This is a genomic window from Microbacterium lacus (assembly GCF_039531105.1).
GTDB classification, from domain to species: Bacteria; Actinomycetota; Actinomycetes; order Actinomycetales; family Microbacteriaceae; genus Microbacterium; species Microbacterium lacus.
Genome location: NZ_BAAAPK010000001.1, coordinates 3193442 through 3213065 on the forward strand (window position 1 = coordinate 3193442; position 19624 = coordinate 3213065).

Genomic DNA, 19624 nt, shown 5'->3' on the forward strand with positions numbered 1-19624 from the left:
TTCCGGCCATGAGTGCAGCTGCCCGCTCCTGGGTGCTGCACGTGGACCTGGACCAGTTCATCGCCGCGGTCGAAGTGCTGCGGCATCCCGAGCTCGCCGGACTCCCGCTCATCGTCGGCGGCCGGGGCGACCCGGCTGAACGGGCGGTCGTCTCCACCGCGTCCTACGAGGCCCGCGCATTCGGCGTGGGGTCGGGGATGCCGCTGCGGATCGCCGCCCGGAAGATCCCCGACGCCGTCATCCTCCCCGTCGACCATGCGGCCTACGACGCGGCATCCGCCGTCGTGATGGCGACCCTCCGCGCGCAGCCCGGCGCGGTCGTGCAGGTGCTCGGCTGGGACGAGGCGTTCGTCGGCGTCGAGACGTCCGACCCGGAGGCGTACGCGCGGGATGTGCATTCGGCGGTGCTCGAGGCGACCCGGCTGCACTGCAGCGTCGGTATCGGCGACACGCTCGTGCGGGCCAAGGTCGCCACCGGGTTCGGCAAGCCGCGCGGCGTGTTCCGCCTCACGGTCGAGAACTGGCTGTCGGTGATGGGTGATCGGCCCACGATCGAGCTCTGGGGCGTCGGGACGAAGATCTCGCGTCGGCTCGCAGGGCTCGGCATCCGCACCGTCGCCGAGCTCGCGCAGGCCCACCCGGCGGCCATGATCGCCGAGTTCGGCCCGCGGATGGGCCCGTGGTACGCGCAGCTCGGGCGCGGCGAGGGCGCGAGCGTCGTGGACGACACCCCGTGGGTCGCACGCGGGCACAGCCGTGAGACGACGTTCAACGCGAACCTCGAGGACCGTGCCGAGGTCGACGCGGCGCTGGACGACCTGCTCGCGCAGGTGCTGGCCGACGTCGCGGCCGAGGGCCGACCCGTCGTCGGGCTCGGGCTCAAGGTGCGGTACGCGCCGTTCACGACGAAGACGTTCACGAAGAAGATCGCCGGCACCGCGGACCCGGCGGTCATCCGCGGGAAGCTGCGGGAGCTCGCGGCGAAGATCGCGCCGGACCGCGCGGTGCGCTTGCTCGGGGTTCGCGCCGAGATGGCGATGCCGGAGGGGGCCCGCGAAGGCCACACCCCCACCCGCGGCGGCTGGTAGCGCACGGGTCGGGGTTGTCAAGCCCTTGTCCGGTCGGCCGGGGTCGGCGTGGGATGGATCCACGAGCGGCGCAGACACGAGCCACTCGACCTCGAACGAAGGAGACAGCCATGGGCCTCGACGACAAGATCAAGAACGCGGCACAGGACCTCACCGGCAAGGGCAAGGAAGCGGTCGGTAAGGCCACCGACAACGAGCGTCTCGAAGCCGAGGGCGAGCGCGACCAGGCGGCCGCGAACCTCAAGCAGGCCGGCGAGAACGTGAAGGACGCGTTCAAGTAAACACACGCCCCCCACGCGGCGGCCGGGACCGAGAGGTCCTGGCCGCCGTTCGCGTATCGGGGCCTCAGCGCAGATAGGCATCGACGAACAGCGGCCCGCGGATCTCGCGCAGGGTGTCGATCAGCCGGTCGATGCCGCGCCGCCCGAGCGAAGAGAGCTGGAGGTCGTGCGGGCCGAGCTTCTCGAGCTTGCCGGTGCGGATGCGCACCACCTCCCAGCGCGCGGCGCGCAGCATCCGGTCCTTGCGTCTGTCTGCATCTTCGCGTGAGCCGACGTGTTCGAGGCCGAACCGGCCGGTGCTGTCGTACTCGATCGCCACGCGGAGCTCCGGCAGCAGGATGTCCGGCCACACTTCGAGGTGGTCGAAGAAGGGGCGGCTGATTCGGACCGCGTTCATGCCCGGCGTCACCTCGAGCCGGGCGAAGATGTCGGCGCGCAGTCGGGCTTCGACGGCGGATGCCGGCCGCGGCGCGCACGCGCTGACGAACGGCTCGCCCGCGGGGAGCGCCGGGGTCTTCGGGCACAGAGTGCGCGGCCGCTTCACGCGCGGCGGCGCCGGGGTCGGGCGTTCGGTGCGCGGTGGGGCCGGGGATGCGGCCGACGGCGTCGGGCCTGAAGCGCTCGGCGGGGCCGGGACCGCCGCCGGGACCACTCGCTTCGGCGCGGCGAGCTCGGCGCAGTCGGGACACCACGCGGACCGACGGCGCTGCCGCCCCGGACGCGCGCGCTGCTCGGACGGCGTCGCGACGAACCGGTGCCCGGACTCGCACTCCCACAGCAGCAGCACGTCGGCCGCAGGGGGCACCTGGGTGAGGGTGATGCCCGCGTTGAGCTCCGGGTGGTACTGGCGGATCAGCATCGGGTACGCCGCCCACGCCTCGCGGTAGGTGCCGACCGGGTACGGGACCTCCGCACCGCGCGAGAACTGCCTCCGCGCCCACCACGCCCGCACCGGTTCCGCCATGCCCCGGACGCTAGCGGGGGCCTCCCCCACCGCACCGAGGTGTCACCCGCAAGACGACCAGAGCCGCCACCTTCCCGACGCGAAGAGCCGTCAGCGCCGCCGCTTGCGCCGCGGCTCGTCCAGCCCGAGACGGATGCGCGTGAGCTTGCGCTCGCGCACGATGAAGAGCGCCCCCACGAGCCACAAGGGCACCTGCGTGAGGAACGCGATCCGGAACGCGTCGAGCGTGAACGTGTCCGGGGTGCCCGCTCCCTGCAGGTCGAGCGCGAGACCGATCAGGAAGATCGCGATCATCCCGGCGAGGAACCCGCCTGAGTTCGTGATGCCCGTCGCGGTGCTCAGCCGGTGGCTCGGGTTGTGCGTCCGTGCGTGATCGAACGCGATCATGGATGCCGGTCCCCCCGTCGCGAGGGCGACCACGAGCACGAACAGCAGCCACAGCGGCGCAGGACCGGGCCACGCGATCACCACGAGCCACGCGATCATCTGCACGGCGATCGTCGGCAGGACGAGCGCGCGGGACCGCATGTGCGGCAGGCGCCCGGAGAGCAGACCCATGACCGGCCCGATCGCGATGCCCGAGAGCACCAGCACGGTCGTGATCGCCGCCGCCTCGGCCTGCGTGCGCCCCTCCCCCGAGGTGAGGAACGGGACACCCCACAGCATGATGAACGCGGTTCCTGCGAACGGTGTCGTGAAGTGCGACCAGAACGCCAGGCGCGTGCCGGGGTGCGACCAGGCGGCGCGGATGCCGACCCTCGTGTCCACGGCCGACGTGACGACCCTGATCGCCCCGGTGTCGGTGTCGACCGAGACGTCTTCGGCCCGATCGGGCGGATGGTTGCGGATGACCGCGAACACGAGCACCGCGAACAGGATGCCGAGCCCGGCGACGCTGCCGAACGCGATCGACCAGGAGGTGGCGTGCAGGAGCGCAGCGAGCGGGATGATCGCGATGATCTGACCGAGCTGTCCGAGGATGCCGGTCATCTGCACCATCACCGGACCGCGCTGCGCGGGGAACCAGGTGGCGATCACGCGCAGGACGCTCGGGAAGACCATCGCGTCGCCGGCGCCGAGCAGCATGCGGGCGGCGATCGCGATCCCGACGTTCGGCGAGAGGGCCATGACGAGCTGGCCGACCGCCATCAGGATCATCCCGATCGTGATGATCGGGCGCGCACCCCAGCGGTCCAGCCACACCCCGACCGGGATCTGCATGGCGCCGTAGACGCCGAGTTGCAGCACCGCGAACATCGACAGGGTCGACGCGTCGGCGGAGAACCGATCGGCGGCGTCCACGCCGACCGCGGCGAGCGACGTGCGGTTCGTGATCGCGAGGACGTAGGCGGCGACCCCGACGCTCCAGATCGTCCACGCACGCAAGGAGGGCGTGGGGAGCGCGGGAGAGGTCACGGGTGTCCGACGGTCGGCAGTGGGGGGATCTCTCCACCGTACTCCCGCCGGACACCCGGCCCCGCGGTGCGCCTCAGAGCGCGCGCAGCTTCTCCAGGAGCGGAGCGGCCGCCTCGGCGAGGAAGCGCTCCTGGCCCTCATCACCGACCTGGACGAGGGCGACGTCGGTGAAACCGGCGTCGAGGTACTCCTTGACGCCCTCCGCGATCCTGTCGAGATCGGGGCCGCACGGAATCGAATCGGCGACGTCTTCCGGCCGGACGAACCGGCTCGCCGCCGAGAAGCCCGCCGGCGTCGGCAAGTCGGCGTTCACGGCCCATCCCCCGGCGAACCAGCGGAACTGGTCGTGCGCGCGCTCGCGCGCGACCTTCTCGTCCGGATCCCAGCTGATCGGCATCTGACCGATCTTGCGCGAGCCCTTCCCGTGGGCGGCATCCCACGCTTCGATCAGGTCTCCGGCGGGCTGCACCGCGATCAGGTGATCTGCCTGATCGGCGAACCGCTCGATCGAGCTGTCACCCGAGACGGCGACGCCGATGGGAACGCCGCCCTCGGGGGCGTCCCAGATGCGCGCGGAGTCCACCCGGAAGTAGTCGCCCTCCCACGTGACGAGCTCACCGGTGTGCAGCTCGCGGATGATCTGGATCGCCTCCTCGAGCATCGCCTGGCGCACCTGCACCGCGGGCCAGCCCTCGCCGATCACGTGCTCGTTCAGGTTCTCGCCCGAGCCGAGCCCGAGGGTGAAGCGCCCCTCGGAGAGCAGCTGCAGCGTCGCGGACTGCTGGGCGACGACCGCGGGGTGATATCGCATCGTCGGGCAGGTGACGTAGGTCATGAGCTCGACGTTCGACGTGGCCTGCGCGACGGCGCCGAGCGTGACCCAGGCGTTGGGCGAGTGGCCCTGGCTCGTCAGCCACGGTGTGAAATGGTCGCTGGAGACTTCGAACTCGAAGCCGGCCTCCTCGGCCGCGACGGCGTAGCGCACGAGGTCGCGGGGTCCGCTCTGCTCGGTCATGAGGGTGTAGCCGAAGCGGGGCATGGGGTCCTTCCGGGTCGTCGGGGGGGGTCTCCACTCTGCGCGCCCGCACCCCGGTGCTCCGGGGGCTTGACCGAGGCGACTCGGCGTGCCACGACGGCTGTCGCCGGAGGGGGTGTGCCGCGCGGCCGGCGCGAGTAGAGTGTCGCCGTCGACTCGGGGGAGCGGCGCAGTGCGGGGGCACGATGGCGGGGCAACGGGATCCACGCATGGCCGCGGCGGTGTCGCGCGTGTTCGAGCGGGCGCCCTCGATCACGGTGCCGGTCGGTGAGCTGGGCGGCGTGGTCGACATGGTCGCCGGCGCGTCGGGCGAGACGCTTCCCCGGCTGGATCTTCTGCGGGCCGGCGATCTGCTGAACATCGGATTCCGGTTCGTGAACCTCGACCGGAACGAGGATGCCGGCATCCCGGTCCTCGTCCGCCGCGACGCCGGAAAGCCCGCCTTCCTCGTCGCGGTGTTCGGACCCCAGCACCTGCTCGAGCAGGCGTTCTTCGACCCGGCCGGTCCGGCCGGCGCCTTCGCGACGGAGCCGGTGCCCGGTGACGGAAACCGTGCCGCGGCACCGCCCGGCGGCGCGGAGGTCCCGAGCTATCCGGTCAAGGCGCGCATCGCGCGCGAGAGCCGGGTCGCGTACGCGGTGGCCGATGAGCGCATCCCGTTCACGGCGGCCGGTCTGCTGCACGCGATGCGGGTGCTGCCCCTGAGCGTCGTGCCGCACGCCGAGCACGCGGCGCCGCTGATCCGGTGGCAGGAGCTCGCGGTGGAGCGCGGGGCGATCGCATCGGTCGACGCGCGGGTGCGGGTCTCCCGCCGCGCCGCGGTCCGCCGCAGCCTTCGGCGGACGGACGCCGCGTTCGTCGACCTGACCGCGGCGGCGCAGCTGCGGCGCACCGCCGCCGAGCTGGAGGAGCGGTTCGGGGCGGCCGCGGCGGTGGCCGCGGTCACGACCGACATCCGGCCGGGCCTGGAGATCGGGCCGCGCATCCCCATCGACGTGCGCCCACCGATCCCGCGGCCGCCGACCGAGACCGAGACGGCCCTGGAGATCCCGTGGCGGCTGCAGCTCAGCCCGCACTCGCGCGGGGCGTTCGCGCACGCGCTGCATGAGGCGGAGCACGACGGACGGATCGAGCTGTGGCACTCACGGCTCGCCACGCGCACCGACGGCCCGGCCGACCTCGACCCGGCGAGCGCTCCGCCGCTGGACGAAGCCCGGGCTGCCGCGCGCACGGTGCGCGCGGTGTGGACCCGTGACTTCCGGACGCCCGAAGCCGCGGCGGCCCGCGAAGCCGTCTTCCCCAGCGAGGACTTCGGCAACCCCGCGACCCTTCCTCCGTTCCGCGCGAGCCTGACCGTCCGCGATCGCATGCAGCTCGTGCACCTCACCTCGAACCACCGGTGGCCGGGGTACAAGCCCCAGCCCGCGGCTGTCGAGCGCCTCATGCTGACCGCCCCGGGGGGATGGCTGGCGCTGGAGGCGCACTTCGATCCGGCCCGCGCCGAAGGGCTGTCGATCCAGGAGTGGCGTCACCGGGCGACCCTCGGCCGCGATCACTACGTGAAGGTCGTCTATCAGGGCGTGCTGCTGCCGTTCGGCCACCGCGCCTCGCTCGTCAAGGTCACCGAGCGGCGGGTCAAGGCCGACGGCCGCGCGACGCTCTACCAGCGGCTCTTCGTCGTCGTCCGCGAGCCGGAGCGGCGGTTCCTCGCGACGGGAACGAAGAAGTTCGACAATCGGATGCCGCTGCGCTGGGTGCGGCTGCTCACGCAGGAGACACCGCCGCTCTCCGCCCCGCGCACCCTCCTGACCGGAGCACCGGGGCAGATCTTCGTCCCCGAGGTGGCCGAGGGCGACGGTCCGGCACCGGGACCCGGCGCGCCGGGCGCCGGCACGCACGCCTTCCACTTCCGCTTCCTCGCGAACGACATCGCCAACCGGCTGGTCGAGTTCGAGGGCCCCGCGGTGTTCGTCGAGAAGACCGTCTTCGAGGGCGCCGCGTCCCGGGAGGCCGCACTGGCGGCGGCGAACGCGGTGGACACCACCTATCCGCTCCTCGGCCAGCGGCTCGCGTTCGCGCCGCCCCTGGACCCCGACGACACGACGCTCGCGACGCAGCGCATCCGCTTCGACGCCGAGTTCGACACGGTCACGAAGGAGAAGTCGACAAACTTCGTGCTTCCCGTCATGCGCGTCGCCCACGCGCCGGTGCCCGCGATGTCCGCGTTCACCGGTCAGACCGGCGCCCGGGCCCTGACGTATGCGAAGGCGTATCGCGAGCACGGTGTCGGCGCCGGGGCGAATGCCCCCGGCAATCAGGGCGGGCTGTTCCTGCAACTGTCGGATGACAGCGGCACTCCTCTGCCTCCGGCATCCGCCGTCACGATGGGGTTCTCGACGCAGTCCCAGCGCTCCGGCAGCTTCGTCAGTCCGAGCGTCGGCGTGACCGCCCTCGCCCGCCGCGTCGGTCCCGTCGGCGGCGACCTCACCCAGCTCGCGTCGAACGCCGCGGGGTTCGACGTCGGCGGCATGTTCGGCCTCGACGCGGCGAAGCTGTTCGGCATCCTTCCTCTGTCCGAGCTCCTGCCCTCCTCGGGCGGACCGCTTCCGGCCTTCGTCACCAAGTCGGTCAACGTCGTCGTCGACCTGGGATCGTCGATCACCGAGGCGAGGGCGTTCCTCGCGGCGCAGAGCGCTCCGCTCGCCGCGCAGTCCGCGGCGGTGCAGCAGGCAGCCGCCGATCTCGGCGTCTCCGCGGCGGCGGTGGCCGATGCCCTCGCGGCGGTGCTGCAGCCGCCGCATCCGCCTCAGCCGTTCGACGTGCTGCTGACGCAGGTCGCCGGTGACGCCCGCGCCCTCGCCGATCGTCTCCGCGAGATCGGCGACGCGCTCGCCGTGGCGCGACCGGAGCGTGAGCGCCTGATGGCGCTGCTGGACCGGCTGGCGGACCTCGCGACGGATGCCGCGCCCGTCGCCCAGGCCGTTCAGGCCTTCGCGACCGGCGCTCTGCTGCCCGAGCGGGTGAGTGCCCGACTGGAGTGGAGCACACCGCTCGTCCCGTGGCCGCCCACGGGCGTCAGCCCGCCGGTGTTCCGCCCGGAAGGCGACGGCGTGCTGCGGCTCGTCTCGGAAGTGCAGGCGCCGCTGCGCGGCGGAACGCCGACCACGCTCGTCTCGTGCGCCCTGCCGCCGTTCACGGTGACGCTGTTCGGCGACACCGGCTTCCTCGCGATCCACGTCACGGTGATGGAGTTCTCCGTCCAGCCCGGCCGCAAGACCGACGTGAACGTCGAGCTGAGCGACGGCAAGGACGGCCGCGCCGAGGGCATCGAGTTCCTGGGGCCGCTCGCCTTCGTGAACACGCTCAAGGAGATCATCCCGTTCGACGGCTTCAGCGATCCGCCCTATCTCGACATCCAGCCGAGCGGACTGAAGGCCGGCTTCGATCTGCAGATCCCGGATCTCGCGGTGGGGGTGTTCGCACTGAGCAACATCCACGTCGGCGCCGAGCTCTCGGTGCCGTTCATCGGCGAGTCCCTCGAGTTCCGGTTCTTCTTCGCGACCCGCGAGAACCCGTTCCGCCTGCAGGTCGCGTTCTTCGCCGGCGGCGGGTTCTTCGCGCTGACGGTCTCGCCGAAGGGACTGAAGGTCATCGAGGCGGCGTTCGAGTTCGGCGCCGCGGTGGAGATGAGCTTCGTGGTCGCGTCGGGCAGCCTGTCGGTCATGGCGGGCATCTACTTCCGCCTCGAGCTGCAGGGCGACACCGAGGCCGTGCAGCTCACCGGCTACTTCCGGGCGCGCGGTGAAGTGGACGTCCTCGGACTCATCTCCGCCGCGATCGAGCTCTACCTCGAGCTCAGCTACCGCTCGATCGGAGGAGCCTCCAAGGCCGTCGGCAAGGCCTCGATCAGCATCGAGGTGTCGGTGTGCTTCCTGTCCTTCTCGGTGTCGGTCTCGTGCGAGAAGCAATTCGCCGGCTCGAGCGGCGACCCCACGTTCCTGGACACGATGGACCGGTACGTCGATGACCGCGGGCTCGAGCAGGACCCGTGGGCGCAGTACTGCGAGGCGTTCGGAGTGGAGACGCCGTGAGCACCGAGGCCGCGATCTTCACGGCGATCCCCGCGGGCCGGATGCCGGAGCACGGGCTGCTGAAAGTGACGGTGTTCGTCACGCCGAGACTCTCCACCGGCGCGCCGGCCGGGAGCGGCATCCGTCTCCCCCTCGCGGACTTCGCGGCGTTCGCGAACTGGCCGAAGACCCTGACTGAGGCGCGCTGGGCCATCGAGGTCGACGGGCTGGGGGTGCTCGACGGCATCCCGCTCACCGAGGTGCGCGACCCCGGGGCGGTGACGCCAGACCCGAAGGTGTGGGAGGAGCTGTTCGGGGCGACCGCGGTGGGCGAGGCCGGGTTCCAGGACTTCTCGCAGGCCGTCGTGCATTCGTACCCCGTCGCCGAGGTCGCCCGGGCCGTCGCGGGGCTGTACCAGACCGTCGCCGTCACGAGCCCCACCGCCTTCCCCACGATCACCCGCGGACCGCTCGCGGGCAAGCTCGCGGAGCTGCGTTCGCCGTTGAGCGTGCGCGAGCGGTTCGGCGAGGGCGGTCACCGTCGTGCGATCCGCGAACTCATCGCCGGTGTGCGGCGGACCTCCGACCCGCGTCCGGGCGGATTGCCCGGACGCTTCCTGCGGATCGAGGACGTCCCGCCGGCCGAGCGGCCGGCCTTCGCACTCGCGGCGGCGACGACCTTCTACGACCGCACCGACGACCCCTGGGACGGGGCCGCCGCCACAGCCGTCGCGCCGCCGCCGATCGCGCCGGAGTTCCATTCGTTCGTCGCCCGGTGCGCGGACTACCCGGCGCTGCTGCGCCATCTCGGGCTCGCGATCGACATCGGCATCCCCGATGACGGCGGCATCCGCGAGATCAGTGAGATCCGCGTCGCGTCCGGGTTCAACGGGGGGCTGCTCGAGGAGCTCATCGTCCCCGCGACCGCGCCCGAGCAGGCGCGACCCCGGACGCTGGCGCACCGGACGGACCGCGCGTGGGCTCCGGCATCCCGCTCGGAAGTCCCCGACATCGTCGACGGCAGCCTCACCGTCGACGATGCCCGACGCTTCCTCGTCGACCAGCTCGACCCGGACGGCGCCGCGCTCAAGCTCACGACGCTTCTCGCGCACCTCGAACGCACCGATCAGGATCTGCGCGACAGCGCCCAGGCGAACAACGGGGCGGAGTCCATGACGGCGGATGCGTCGTCGCTGCCGGCCCTGCGCTCCAACGGGATCATCGTCGCCCGGCAGGACCGGGCGGCGGACATGGTCGCCCAGTTCGACCGGTCCGCCCGACACGATCAGCGCCACACGGCCGGTCAACCGGCGCAGCTCGGCGCCGAGGACGTGACCCGCGGCTGGCGCATCGACATCCAGGACGAGAAGTCGGGGACGCGGGAGTGGTTCTCGCTGCACCGGCGCGAGGGCCGGTACGAGCTCGTCGCGCCCGGCGCCGACACGCGGCCCCTCAGCGTGCAACCCGCGCCGGACGAGGGCTACCTGAAGGCCGCCGCCACCTCGAGTGCGGCACCGGACCCCGCCGCCGACCAGTACCTGCACGAGACGCTCGCCGGCTGGGACGGATGGTCGCTCGCGGTGAAGCGGCCGGGAAAGGTCGTCGGCGAGACCGCGCCGGTGGATCCCGCCACCCGGCCCGAGGTCGCCGACACCGGCTTCCCGCTCGCCGCGCGATTCCGGGTGCAGCGCGGGTCGCTTCCCCGCCTGCGGTTCGGGCGCGCGTACCGGCTGCGGGTGCGGGCGGTCGACCTGTCCGGGATGTCGATCCCCGACGATCAGCTCGACGAAGCCCACGAGCGCGATCTCGAGACGTACCAGCGCTGGGAGCCGGTCCCCTCCCCGGCCGTGATCCCGCTCACGCAGTACACCGAGGGCGAATCCCTCATGCGTCTCGTGATCCGGTCGACGCTCGACGTCCCGGTCGAGGAGTACATCGCTCTCGATCGCGTGCGGACGCTCCCCGGGCACGAGCCCGGCGGCGACACCGGTGTGGTCTACCGCGCGCGCAATGAGCGCCACCTGGCCGCTCCGATCGGCAGCGTGCAGCTCGCCGAGACGCACGGCATGTTCGACGCCGCCCTCACCGGCGACGCCGATGCGGTCGCCGCCCAGTTCCAGGTCGCCGCGCGCGAGGCCGGCAGCTTCCTCACCGCGCCGGGTGCGCAGGTGATCAACCCGCGCGGACCGGCCGATGCCCTGACCGGCCAGAAGGATCAGGTGCTGCCCGACGGCCAGTACGTCGTGCACCCGGCCGTGTCGCTCGAGCTGCCGTATCTGCCCGATCCGCTCTCCCGGGGCATCTCGCTCACCACGCTGCCCGGCGACGAGGCCGGCGGCGCACCGGACGTGCAGGGCGAACCGCCCACCCGACTCCTGCGCTGGCCTGGAGACCCCGCCGATTGGACCGACCGCCGGCCGGTGCTGCTGCGCGTCGTCGAGGGCGACGGGGCGCCGGATTTCGACGCGGATGCCCGCGTCCTGACGGTGGCGCTGCCGAAGGCGACACTGCGCACGGTCCACCTGAGCTCGTTCCTCGACGACGCCGACATCGACCTGATGCGCGTGTGGCATCTGATCGACGAGGACCAGGCGCCGGCATCGGCCGCGCAGCGCGAGACCGTCCGGCGCGGTCGCCACTGGATGATCACCCCCGCGAGCGACCTGACACTCGTGCACGCGGTCGAGAAGCCGCTCGAAGCTCCGGAGATCCGACTCGAACCGGGCTGGATGCGCGACGTCGACGCGACGTTCTCGCTGCTGCCGGGTGTCGTGCACAACCACGCCGCGAGCACCGGGCGCCTCGACATCGATGCGGCGTGGTCTGACCCCGTCGACGACGTCCTCGAGCCGATGCCGCGGGAGGAGGGCAAGCGATCCCACGTGTCGGACTTCGAGATCCAGCCCTTCGAGGTCGACGCGCGCCTGTGGCGCACGAACGGCCCGCCGGCGGGACCCTACGGTCCGCGCCACGCCGTCCGGCACGAGTTCGGCGACACCCGGCATCGGTGGGTCGACTACACCCCGACCGCGACGACGCGCTTCCGCGAATACTTCCCGGCGCGGATCACCGACGACCCGGCGCTGACCACATCGACGGGCGCGGCCCTGCGGGTCGACGTGCCCTCCAGCTCGCGACCCGCCCCGCCGGACGTGCAGTACCTCGTGCCGTACTGGGAGTGGCGCACCGAGGCGCTCGCGGTGGAGGCGCCGTTCGCGGTGCGCCGCATCCGCACCGCCGGCGGTCTGCGTGTCTATCTCGGCCGCCCGTGGTTCTCCAGCGGCCCCGACGAGCTCCTCGGAGTCGTGCTGGCCCGCCAGCCGCACGTGCGCTGGCCCGTCGACGTCGACGCCGGAATCCTCGTGGACAGCACCACACGCGGTGCCGCGCAGGCGTGGGCGCAGGAGGTCGTCGCGCAGAGCGCGATCGGCGCACCGGGCGGCGACGCCACGACGCTCATCGCCGAGCGCCTCGCCCAGGTGGCGCAGGCCACGCCGGCGCCCGAGCGCGGCATCCGATCGGCCCGCCCCCGCACCGCGCTCGACCGCTTCCTCGTGAGCGTCGACCGTTCGATCGGCGAGGCACGCACCGCGGATGCCGACCTCTCGGCGGCCGCCGACGTCCGCGCCACGGCGGCGCTGGTCACCGAGTTCCGGACGTTCACGCCCGGCACCGGCGCGGCGGGGCTGCGCTTCACGACAGCGTGGGGAGCGGATCCGGTCTTCGCGGGAGAGTCGCTCCCGGCGGGACCGTACGCGACGCACTTCCCGCGGCGCACAGCGGTCGGGACCGTCGCGCTGGCCGAGGTGCCCGACACCGTCGTCGTGGTCGGCCATCAACCCGAGTTCGATCCGGAGCGTCGCCTCTGGTTCTGCGACGTCGCGATCGAATCCGGTGACGCGTACACGCCGTTCGTGCAGCTGGCGCTCGCGAGGTATCAGCCCCATTCGGTGCCAGGGGTGGAGATCTCCAGCGTCGTCCGCGCCGACTGGCTGCAGCCGCTCCCCCGCCGTGAGGCGACGTTCACCGTCACTCCCGACTCGTCGGCGGTCATCCTCTCGCTCGCCGGAACCGTGGGCGTTCCCGAGCATGCACGCGGACTTCCCGATCTCGCTTCCGAGATCCGTGCGTCGCGGCGCATCGCGGCCTGGGCGGAGCGTCTGCCCGCCGATGCGACGAGCGATCTGGATTGGACCGCGGTCGGCGACCCGGTGGAGCTCGATGTGCGCCTGAGCCTTTCGGCGGTTCGACAGGAGCGCTTCGCCGAGGCGGAGTGGGTGGGCAGCGTCGCGCTGCCCGAGCGGGTGGCCGGCGAGCGCCTGCGCGTGCAGCTCGCTGAGTACGAGGTGCACGAAGCCGACACGATCGGGCTGCCGCCCCTCCTCGCGGTCCTGCCTCAGCGCGACCACCGCCTGGTGTACGCGGACTCCGTCGAGCTGCCCTGAGCACGCCGCCTCCGGTTCTGCAGGGTTTCGCGCTTTCGGAGGACGATCTCGCTGAGATCGTCCTTCCGAAAGCGCGACAGCCTCCGATCGGGCGGCGTCAGTACGGGAAGAGGCCGATGCCCTCGGTCGTGCAGCGCCGGACACCCTCCGCGCGCAGCGCGCGGTCCAGTTCCTCCCGGGTCGGCGGATCGGCACCGGGACGCTGAACGGTGATCGCCGCGGCGGCGGCGGCGTGGCGCCCGAGGGAGGTGAGGGCGTCGGCATCCGGTGTCTGCAGCAGGTCGGGCTGGTGCAGCACCGCGTCGATGAGCCCCGCCGAGAACGTGTCGCCCGCGCCGACGGTGTCGCGCACCTTGACGTGCGGAGCAGGCACGGTGACCTTGCCGTGCGCCGAGCCGATCAGCGCGCCGTCGCCGCCCATCGTCACGGCGACGACACGCGCACCGGTCTCGAGCAGGCGGTCCACGACCGCCTCGGCACCCCAGCCGGGGTAGAGCCACTCGGCGTCCTCGTCGCTCAGCTTCACGATGTCGGCGAGCGCGGTGATCGCGTCGACCTGCGCGAGCGCCGCCGCGCGGTCGCCGACCAGAGCCGGGCGGATGTTCGGGTCGAACGAGATCACCGTCGGCTCCGGGGTGTTCTGCAGCGCGGTGAGCACGGAGTCCGCGCCGGGCTGGACGAACGCGGCGATCGAGCCGACGTGAACGATGTCATCGCGCACGACGGGCACCGACGGCAGCGACCAGGTGACGTCGAACTCGTACCGCGCAGAGCCGTCCGCCGTGATGCGGGCCAGAGCCGTGGACGTGCGGTCGAGGCTCCAGGAGGAGGGATGCATGGCGACCCCGGATGCGCGGAGGTGATCGGCGATGCGCCGGCCGCGGTCGTCGTCGGCGATCGCGGTCAGCACACTGACACGGTCGCCGAGACGGCCGAGCGCGAGCGCGACGTTCGCCGGGGACCCGCCCACGTGCTCGACGGGTTCGGAATTGTCTGCGGTGACCACGATGTCGATGAGGGCTTCACCGATCACCAGGATGCCGTTGTTCGAGGCGCCGACGGCATCATCGTTGTGCGAGGTCATGACGCGACGCTACCGCGCGAGGGGATGCACGGTCACGTCCGAGTCGTCACCGGCGGTCACGGTCAGCGTGTCGCCACGAGGCGCGATCGGCGCACCGAACAGTCCCCCGCGGCTCACCACCTCGAGCACCGGCCCGTCGACGATCACGCGGACCTCCCCCGAGGCAGGGAAGGCGTGCACGGCATCGCCGATGCGGACGATCAGCTCCCCCGCGCCGCTCAGCTCCAGCGTCGCCGCGTCCTCGCCACCAGACGTCAGTCGCAGTCCGGCCGCGTCGGGCGTCCACGTGATGTCCGCGGCGAGTCCGGTCGCGCCGGGCTCCCGGTACTGCTCGATGTCGGGGTGCGGCGTGGCGACGAGCACGTCGCCCTCAATGGAGAGGATGTACGGGACGCTGTGGGCACCGGCCCAGCCGGCATCGAGGTCCTCGATCCCCCGCATCCAGAACACGAGGCAGGGCCGGCCCTGCTCGTCGCGGAAGAAGGACGGCGCGTAGTAGCTGTCGCCCCAGGTCAGACGGCCCCAGCGCTCGGCGACGAAGCGGCCGGCTTCATACGTGCCGATCGCGTAGCCGGAGTAGTAGAGGACGTCCGCCTGCCAGATCGAGGACACCATGACCGCGCGTCCGTCGACGTCGATGATCTGCGGGCACTCCCAGAGGGCACCCATCCACACATCCGCCGTTTCGGCGGAGGACCGCTCGAGGGCGACGCCCTCGTAGGTCCACTCCTGCAGGTCGTCCGAGCGGTAGCTGAGGGCCATCGCCGTGCCGGCGCGGTCGCCCGCGCCGACGAACATCCGCCAGCCGTCGGAGTCCTGCCGCAGGAACGGGTCGCGGTACGCGATGAGGTCGAGCCCCGCCGGAGCGTCGACGACGAAGTCGCCCTTGGACCAGGAGATCCACTCCGCGTCATCGGGGGTCGCGATGCGGACGCGGCCGATCCCGATGTCAGGCTCGGACGTGGAGGTGTAGAAGACGCGCGTCTTCCCGTCGGCACCGGTGACGAGAGATCCCGTCCAGATGCCACCGTCGCCCTCACCCGGCGCGATCGCGACGGGCAGCTCTTCGAGGGAGAACAGGTCGCGGCCGCGCGCGTGGCCCCAGTGGCAGTTCGGACCCCAGACGGTCTGGCCGGGGACGTACTGGAAGAACGTGTCGTACCCGCCGTCGCGGTAGGTGATGCCGTGCGGATCGTTGATCCAGCCGGACTGCGGCGTGAAGTGGAAGTGCGGGCGCATGGTCAGTTCTCTTTCGAAGCGTCGAAGCGGGTGCGGACTTCGCGGGCGATCAGCGCGTTTCCGCGCTCCCACTCGTCGATCTGCGTGCGGCGTTCCGCGCGCATGCGGTCGCGGTTCTGGACAAACTTATCCATTCGCTCGGCGGCCGCCGTGCGAGCGGCCCGCTGTGCGTCCGTCAGCTCCGGCAGCGGCACCTCGATCACCCGGTCGACCGGGCGCAGCGGGAGACGTTGATCGACTTCAGGGATCGTGAGCTGCGGTGACGGCAGCGTCTGATACCAGTAGGCGGTGGACGACCACTCATCGGACAGATGATTCCCGTGCCCGTGCTCGAAGGTGACCTTGATGCGCTTGTCGAAGCGGATCGGGTCGGCCAGGTGGAACCGATAGCTGTGATGAAACCCGGGAACGTCCTCCTCGTGGACGATCGTGCCGTTGAAGAGGTAGGCGTTGCGCTGCATTCCCCACGCGTGACCGAAGTAGTCCTCCATACCTGTGCCGTGAAGGCTCGGCGGCCAGGTGTCGTCGTCAATGAAGATCATGTCGTCGCCTTCGCCCCACCAGGAACCTTGGAAGTGGCGTACCGCGAGGGTGCACCCCACGTAATGGCCGCGTCCCTCGGTCTCCAGCGCAACGTAATTGTCGGCGCCGTCCAGGTTGGGGATCGTCGTCTCGATGCTGTTGGACTGCAGATCGGGGCCCCACCCCGCGTTGGGGAGCGCGCGGCGCCAGTGCGCGTGGAAGTACACGGTGTCCGCGGGGAGCTGCTCGCGCTGCAGCTCATAGTCGATGTAGAAGTACTGCAGGTAGGGGATGTCGTTCTGGTTCTCGACGACGACACGCGCACGCTTTCCGAACGGCATCCTGAAATAACTGTTGAAGGCGGCGCTGCCGCCGAACGTGTGAAGCTCCGGTTCCTTGGCCGAGACCGACAGCGGAAGCGACTCGTACGAACCGGACAGCGAATTCATGAGTCCGAAGAAGTCTCCGAGCGGTGCCAGCACACTCGGCGTCTCCTGGTCGTCCCAATAGATCTTCAGAACGATCTTCCGGTAGTAGTCCGGGTCCACGACCTCCCAGCTCACGCCGAGCGCATTGTGGATCTCGAGCATCGGCACGCCGACGACATCCGGATCGATCTGGCCGGGACCCGGCTGAATGCGGCAGGACTGCGTCATCCAGATGTGGGTGATGAACCCTGGACCCTCGATATCGGCGAGCGTGCGCTGCTCACCAGGCATGATGATCCAGTTGTCGCGGTTGCGACCGGTCTGATCGAAGCTCGAGGCCCGCGCAGTGCGCGCCGGCCGGGAGCGCGTCAGGTCGGCGAGCATCCCCGTGGGCTGTGTGACTTCGGTCACCGTCGTCCTCCTCCCCCGCGAACGGGCGAATCGTCATCGAAACGTTTTTCTGACTTTGACGGTATCCGACGGCGGCAGGGCGCGCAAGTCTGGCGTTTCGAGCGCGAGAATCGTGCCTTTGACGCGCACCGAAGGCCATGATGTAGCGTTTGCGCAAGATTGCATCGCGAGCAGAGGAGCAAGCGGATGGCGACCATGGTGGATGTCGCACGGATGGCGGGGGTGTCGATATCGACCGTCTCGCACGTGCTGAACGGCACGCGCAACGTCGAACCCAAGACCCGAGGTCGAGTCCTGCAGGCCATCGAGAGGACCGGCTACCGGCAGGACACCCTGGCGCGCGCCATGCGTCGCTCGAAGACCGACAGCATCGGCCTGATCGTCTCGGATGCCGGGGAACCGGCGTTCGCGGAGATGGCCCACGGGGTCGAACAAGCGGCGGCGGATCGCGGCCTGACGCTCCTCCTGGCGAACTCCGCAGAAGACGCCGACCGCGAGCAGCGCGCCATCAGGACCCTGCTCGAGCGGCGCGTGGACGGTCTGATCCTGGCCCGCGCCGCGAACACCGATCCGAACCTGCTCACGTCGCTCCAGCAGGAGAAGGCCCCTGTCGTCCTGCTCGACCGCCTCTACCACGACGTCCCGGTCGACCAGATTGGCGCAGAGAACCGCGATTCCATGCGGCGTCTGATGGCCCATCTGACAGGGCTCGGCCATCGCCGGTTCGCCGTCGTGGCCGGCGACACCCGCGTGCCGGCACTCACAGAGCGCCTCGACGGCTTCCACGACGGCGTGCGCGATGCCGGTCTGGACGCCGCCGATCAGCTCGTCCTGACCGGAGTCGACGTCGGTGCGGTCCGCGCCTTACTGGTCGCCGACCTCGCAGACCGCTCGCGGACCGTTGTGATCGCCTGCAGCACCCCGCTCGCGGTCGCCGCGCTCGAGGCGCTTGACGGGGCGGGCCGCTCGACGCCCGACGACATCGCTTTCGCGACGTTCGACGGATTCACGAACCCGGATCTGTTCCGGCCGCGACTGACGACCGTGCGTCAGCCTGCATTCGACATGGGGGTCGCGGCCGTCGGCCTGCTCATCGAGCGGATCGAGGCCCCGGATGCCTACCCGCGCACCGTACGGCTCCGGCAGACCCTCGAGCTGCGCGAGTCCACCGAGGGGTTCACCGCGGGAACAGCCGAGGCTTGACAGTTCTGAAGCGGGCGCTTATCTTCAGAAAAACGTTTCGATCAAACGTTTCGATGAATCCCGATTCTGCACCGCAGAACTTCCATCAAAGGAGATGTACATGCGCACAGCACATCGCGCTGCGCACGGGCGCCTCGCCCTCGCGCTCACGGCCCTCACCGCGTCCGCACTGGTTCTCGCCGGTTGCGGCACGTCGTCCTCAGACGCCGGCGACGGCGGCAAGACCGAGATAACCCTCTCTATGCAGAATCCCGACGTCGAGTCGGCCGACCCGGCGACGTGGGCCATCGTCGAGGCGTTCGAGAAGGCGAATCCGGACATCGAGGTGACCGTGTCGGGCGAAGCCGTCGCGGAACACCTGCAGAAACTGTCCATCGCCGCCCAGAGCGACACCCTTCCCGACATCTTCTGGGTCTACAAGTCCACCGCAGAGGAGATGCAGAGCGCCGGGCTTCTCCTGGACCTCGCGCCGGTTCTGGAGGAGCTCGACCTGACCGACGCCTTCCCGGAGAGCACCGTCGCGAACTTCTCCGCGGGCGACGTCGTCTACGGCGTGCCCTACCAGGGGCTGCTGACCGGACTGTGGGTCAACAAGAAGATCCTCGCCGACAACGGCATCGAGATGCCGAAGACATTCGACGACCTGCTCGCGGCGTCCGAGACGCTGAGCGCCAAGGGCATCACGACGATCTCGAACGGGGCAAACCAGTCTGCGTTCAGCGTATGGAGCTTCCTGACCATGCTCGATCGCTTCGGGTACGAGGACAAGGTCGACGGCCTCCTCGACGGCTCGGGCCAGTACACGAACGACGACTTCCTGCGCCTGTACGAGCACATCGACGAGCTCCGCGAGGCGGGCGCGTTCCCCTCGAACGTGTCCACCCAGACCTACCAGCAGGCTGTCGATCAATTCACGAGCGGCAACGCGGCGATGCTGGATGCGGGTGTCTGGGCATCCAGCGCGATCCAGGAGTCCGTGGTCTCACCTGACATCGCCTTCTGGCAGGGTCCGCAGTTCGATGACGGCGTGGGTGAGCAGAACATCATCATGAATGTAGCTTCGGCGCCGTTCGCGGTGGACCACAAGGTCGCAGACGATGCCGCCAAGCTGGCCGCGGTCGAGAAGTTCCTCGCGTTCTACTACAGCGACGAAGCGCAGCAGATCCTGGTCGACAACGGCCAGCCTCCAGTGACCACCTATCAGGCCCAGGTGGATGCCGACGCGCAGAGCGCGCTCAAGGCCGCGCTGGACGCTGCGACGGCCGACGGCGTGACCAGCCCCCAATCCCAGCCCGACCTGCTCGTCCCGACGCCCGTCGCCAACGCGATGTACGACAGCATCTACGGCGTGATCCAGGGGCAGCTCACTCCGCAGGCAGCCCTTGAGCTGGTGCAGAAGGCGCTCGACAGCAATCAGCAGTGACCACCGGGGTGGGG

At 70.8% G+C, this 19624-nt stretch carries 12 protein-coding genes; 6 read left to right on the top strand and 6 right to left on the bottom strand.

Annotated features, from left to right (window positions below):
• The first annotated feature begins 8 nt into the window (after positions 1 to 8).
• Both ABD197_RS15155 and ABD197_RS15160 read left to right on the top strand, forming a co-directional pair.
• Positions 9 to 1088, top strand: a complete 1080-nt coding sequence (locus ABD197_RS15155) for a DNA polymerase IV (RefSeq protein ID WP_486341518.1) — start codon at positions 9 to 11, stop codon at positions 1086 to 1088.
• A gap of 110 nt (positions 1089 to 1198) precedes the next feature.
• Positions 1199 to 1369, top strand: a complete 171-nt coding sequence (locus ABD197_RS15160; protein ID WP_344055689.1) for a CsbD family protein — start codon at positions 1199 to 1201, stop codon at positions 1367 to 1369.
• Between the two features lie 64 nt (positions 1370 to 1433).
• Here ABD197_RS15160 and ABD197_RS15165 read toward each other — a convergent pair whose 3' ends face one another.
• The 3 genes from ABD197_RS15165 to ABD197_RS15175 form a co-directional block, all read right to left on the bottom strand.
• On the bottom strand, positions 1434 to 2333 hold the full coding sequence (locus ABD197_RS15165) for a zinc-ribbon domain-containing protein (RefSeq protein WP_344055690.1): 900 nt from the start codon (positions 2331 to 2333) through the stop codon (positions 1434 to 1436).
• A gap of 90 nt (positions 2334 to 2423) precedes the next feature.
• Positions 2424 to 3749: an MFS transporter gene (locus tag ABD197_RS15170; protein WP_344055691.1), complete on the bottom strand. Its 1326-nt coding sequence runs from the start codon at positions 3747 to 3749 to the stop codon at positions 2424 to 2426.
• A gap of 73 nt (positions 3750 to 3822) precedes the next feature.
• Positions 3823 to 4788, bottom strand: a complete 966-nt coding sequence (locus tag ABD197_RS15175) for an LLM class F420-dependent oxidoreductase (RefSeq protein ID WP_344055692.1) — start codon at positions 4786 to 4788, stop codon at positions 3823 to 3825.
• A gap of 206 nt (positions 4789 to 4994) precedes the next feature.
• Here ABD197_RS15175 and ABD197_RS15180 point away from each other — a divergent pair, with 206 nt between their 5' ends.
• A complete protein-coding gene (locus ABD197_RS15180) occupies positions 4995 to 8876 on the top strand; it encodes a hypothetical protein (RefSeq protein WP_344055693.1) in 3882 nt (1293 codons plus the stop codon).
• Complete coding sequence (locus ABD197_RS15185) at positions 8873 to 13300, top strand: hypothetical protein (protein ID WP_344055694.1); 4428 nt, start codon at positions 8873 to 8875, stop codon at positions 13298 to 13300. Before ABD197_RS15180 ends, ABD197_RS15185 begins: the two co-directional genes overlap by 4 nt.
• A 97-nt stretch (positions 13301 to 13397) precedes the next feature.
• Here ABD197_RS15185 and ABD197_RS15190 read toward each other — a convergent pair whose 3' ends face one another.
• Genes ABD197_RS15190 through ABD197_RS15200 form a run of 3 tightly spaced genes read right to left on the bottom strand, consistent with a single transcriptional unit; the run spans position 13398 to position 16984 of the window.
• Positions 13398 to 14384 carry a carbohydrate kinase family protein gene (locus ABD197_RS15190; protein ID WP_344055695.1) on the bottom strand — a complete coding sequence of 329 codons (987 nt, stop codon included), beginning with the start codon at positions 14382 to 14384 and terminating at the stop codon, positions 13398 to 13400.
• Between the two features lie 9 nt (positions 14385 to 14393).
• The gene (locus ABD197_RS15195) at positions 14394 to 15623 is read right to left on the bottom strand and encodes a hypothetical protein (protein ID WP_344055696.1); all 1230 of its coding nucleotides are present in this window, start codon (positions 15621 to 15623) and stop codon (positions 14394 to 14396) included.
• A 2-nt stretch (positions 15624 to 15625) separates the two neighbouring features.
• Positions 15626 to 16984 carry a glycoside hydrolase family 172 protein gene (locus ABD197_RS15200; protein WP_344055697.1) on the bottom strand — a complete coding sequence of 453 codons (1359 nt, stop codon included), beginning with the start codon at positions 16982 to 16984 and terminating at the stop codon, positions 15626 to 15628.
• A gap of 186 nt (positions 16985 to 17170) precedes the next feature.
• Here ABD197_RS15200 and ABD197_RS15205 point away from each other — a divergent pair, with 186 nt between their 5' ends.
• Together ABD197_RS15205 and ABD197_RS15210 are read left to right on the top strand one after the other, a co-directional pair.
• Positions 17171 to 18187 (top strand): LacI family DNA-binding transcriptional regulator, encoded by a 1017-nt coding sequence (locus ABD197_RS15205; protein WP_344055698.1) that lies wholly within the window; start codon positions 17171 to 17173, stop codon positions 18185 to 18187.
• 100 nt (positions 18188 to 18287) lie between these two features.
• Positions 18288 to 19610: an ABC transporter substrate-binding protein gene (locus ABD197_RS15210; RefSeq protein ID WP_344055699.1), complete on the top strand. Its 1323-nt coding sequence runs from the start codon at positions 18288 to 18290 to the stop codon at positions 19608 to 19610.
• Positions 19611 to 19624 lie beyond the last annotated feature (14 nt).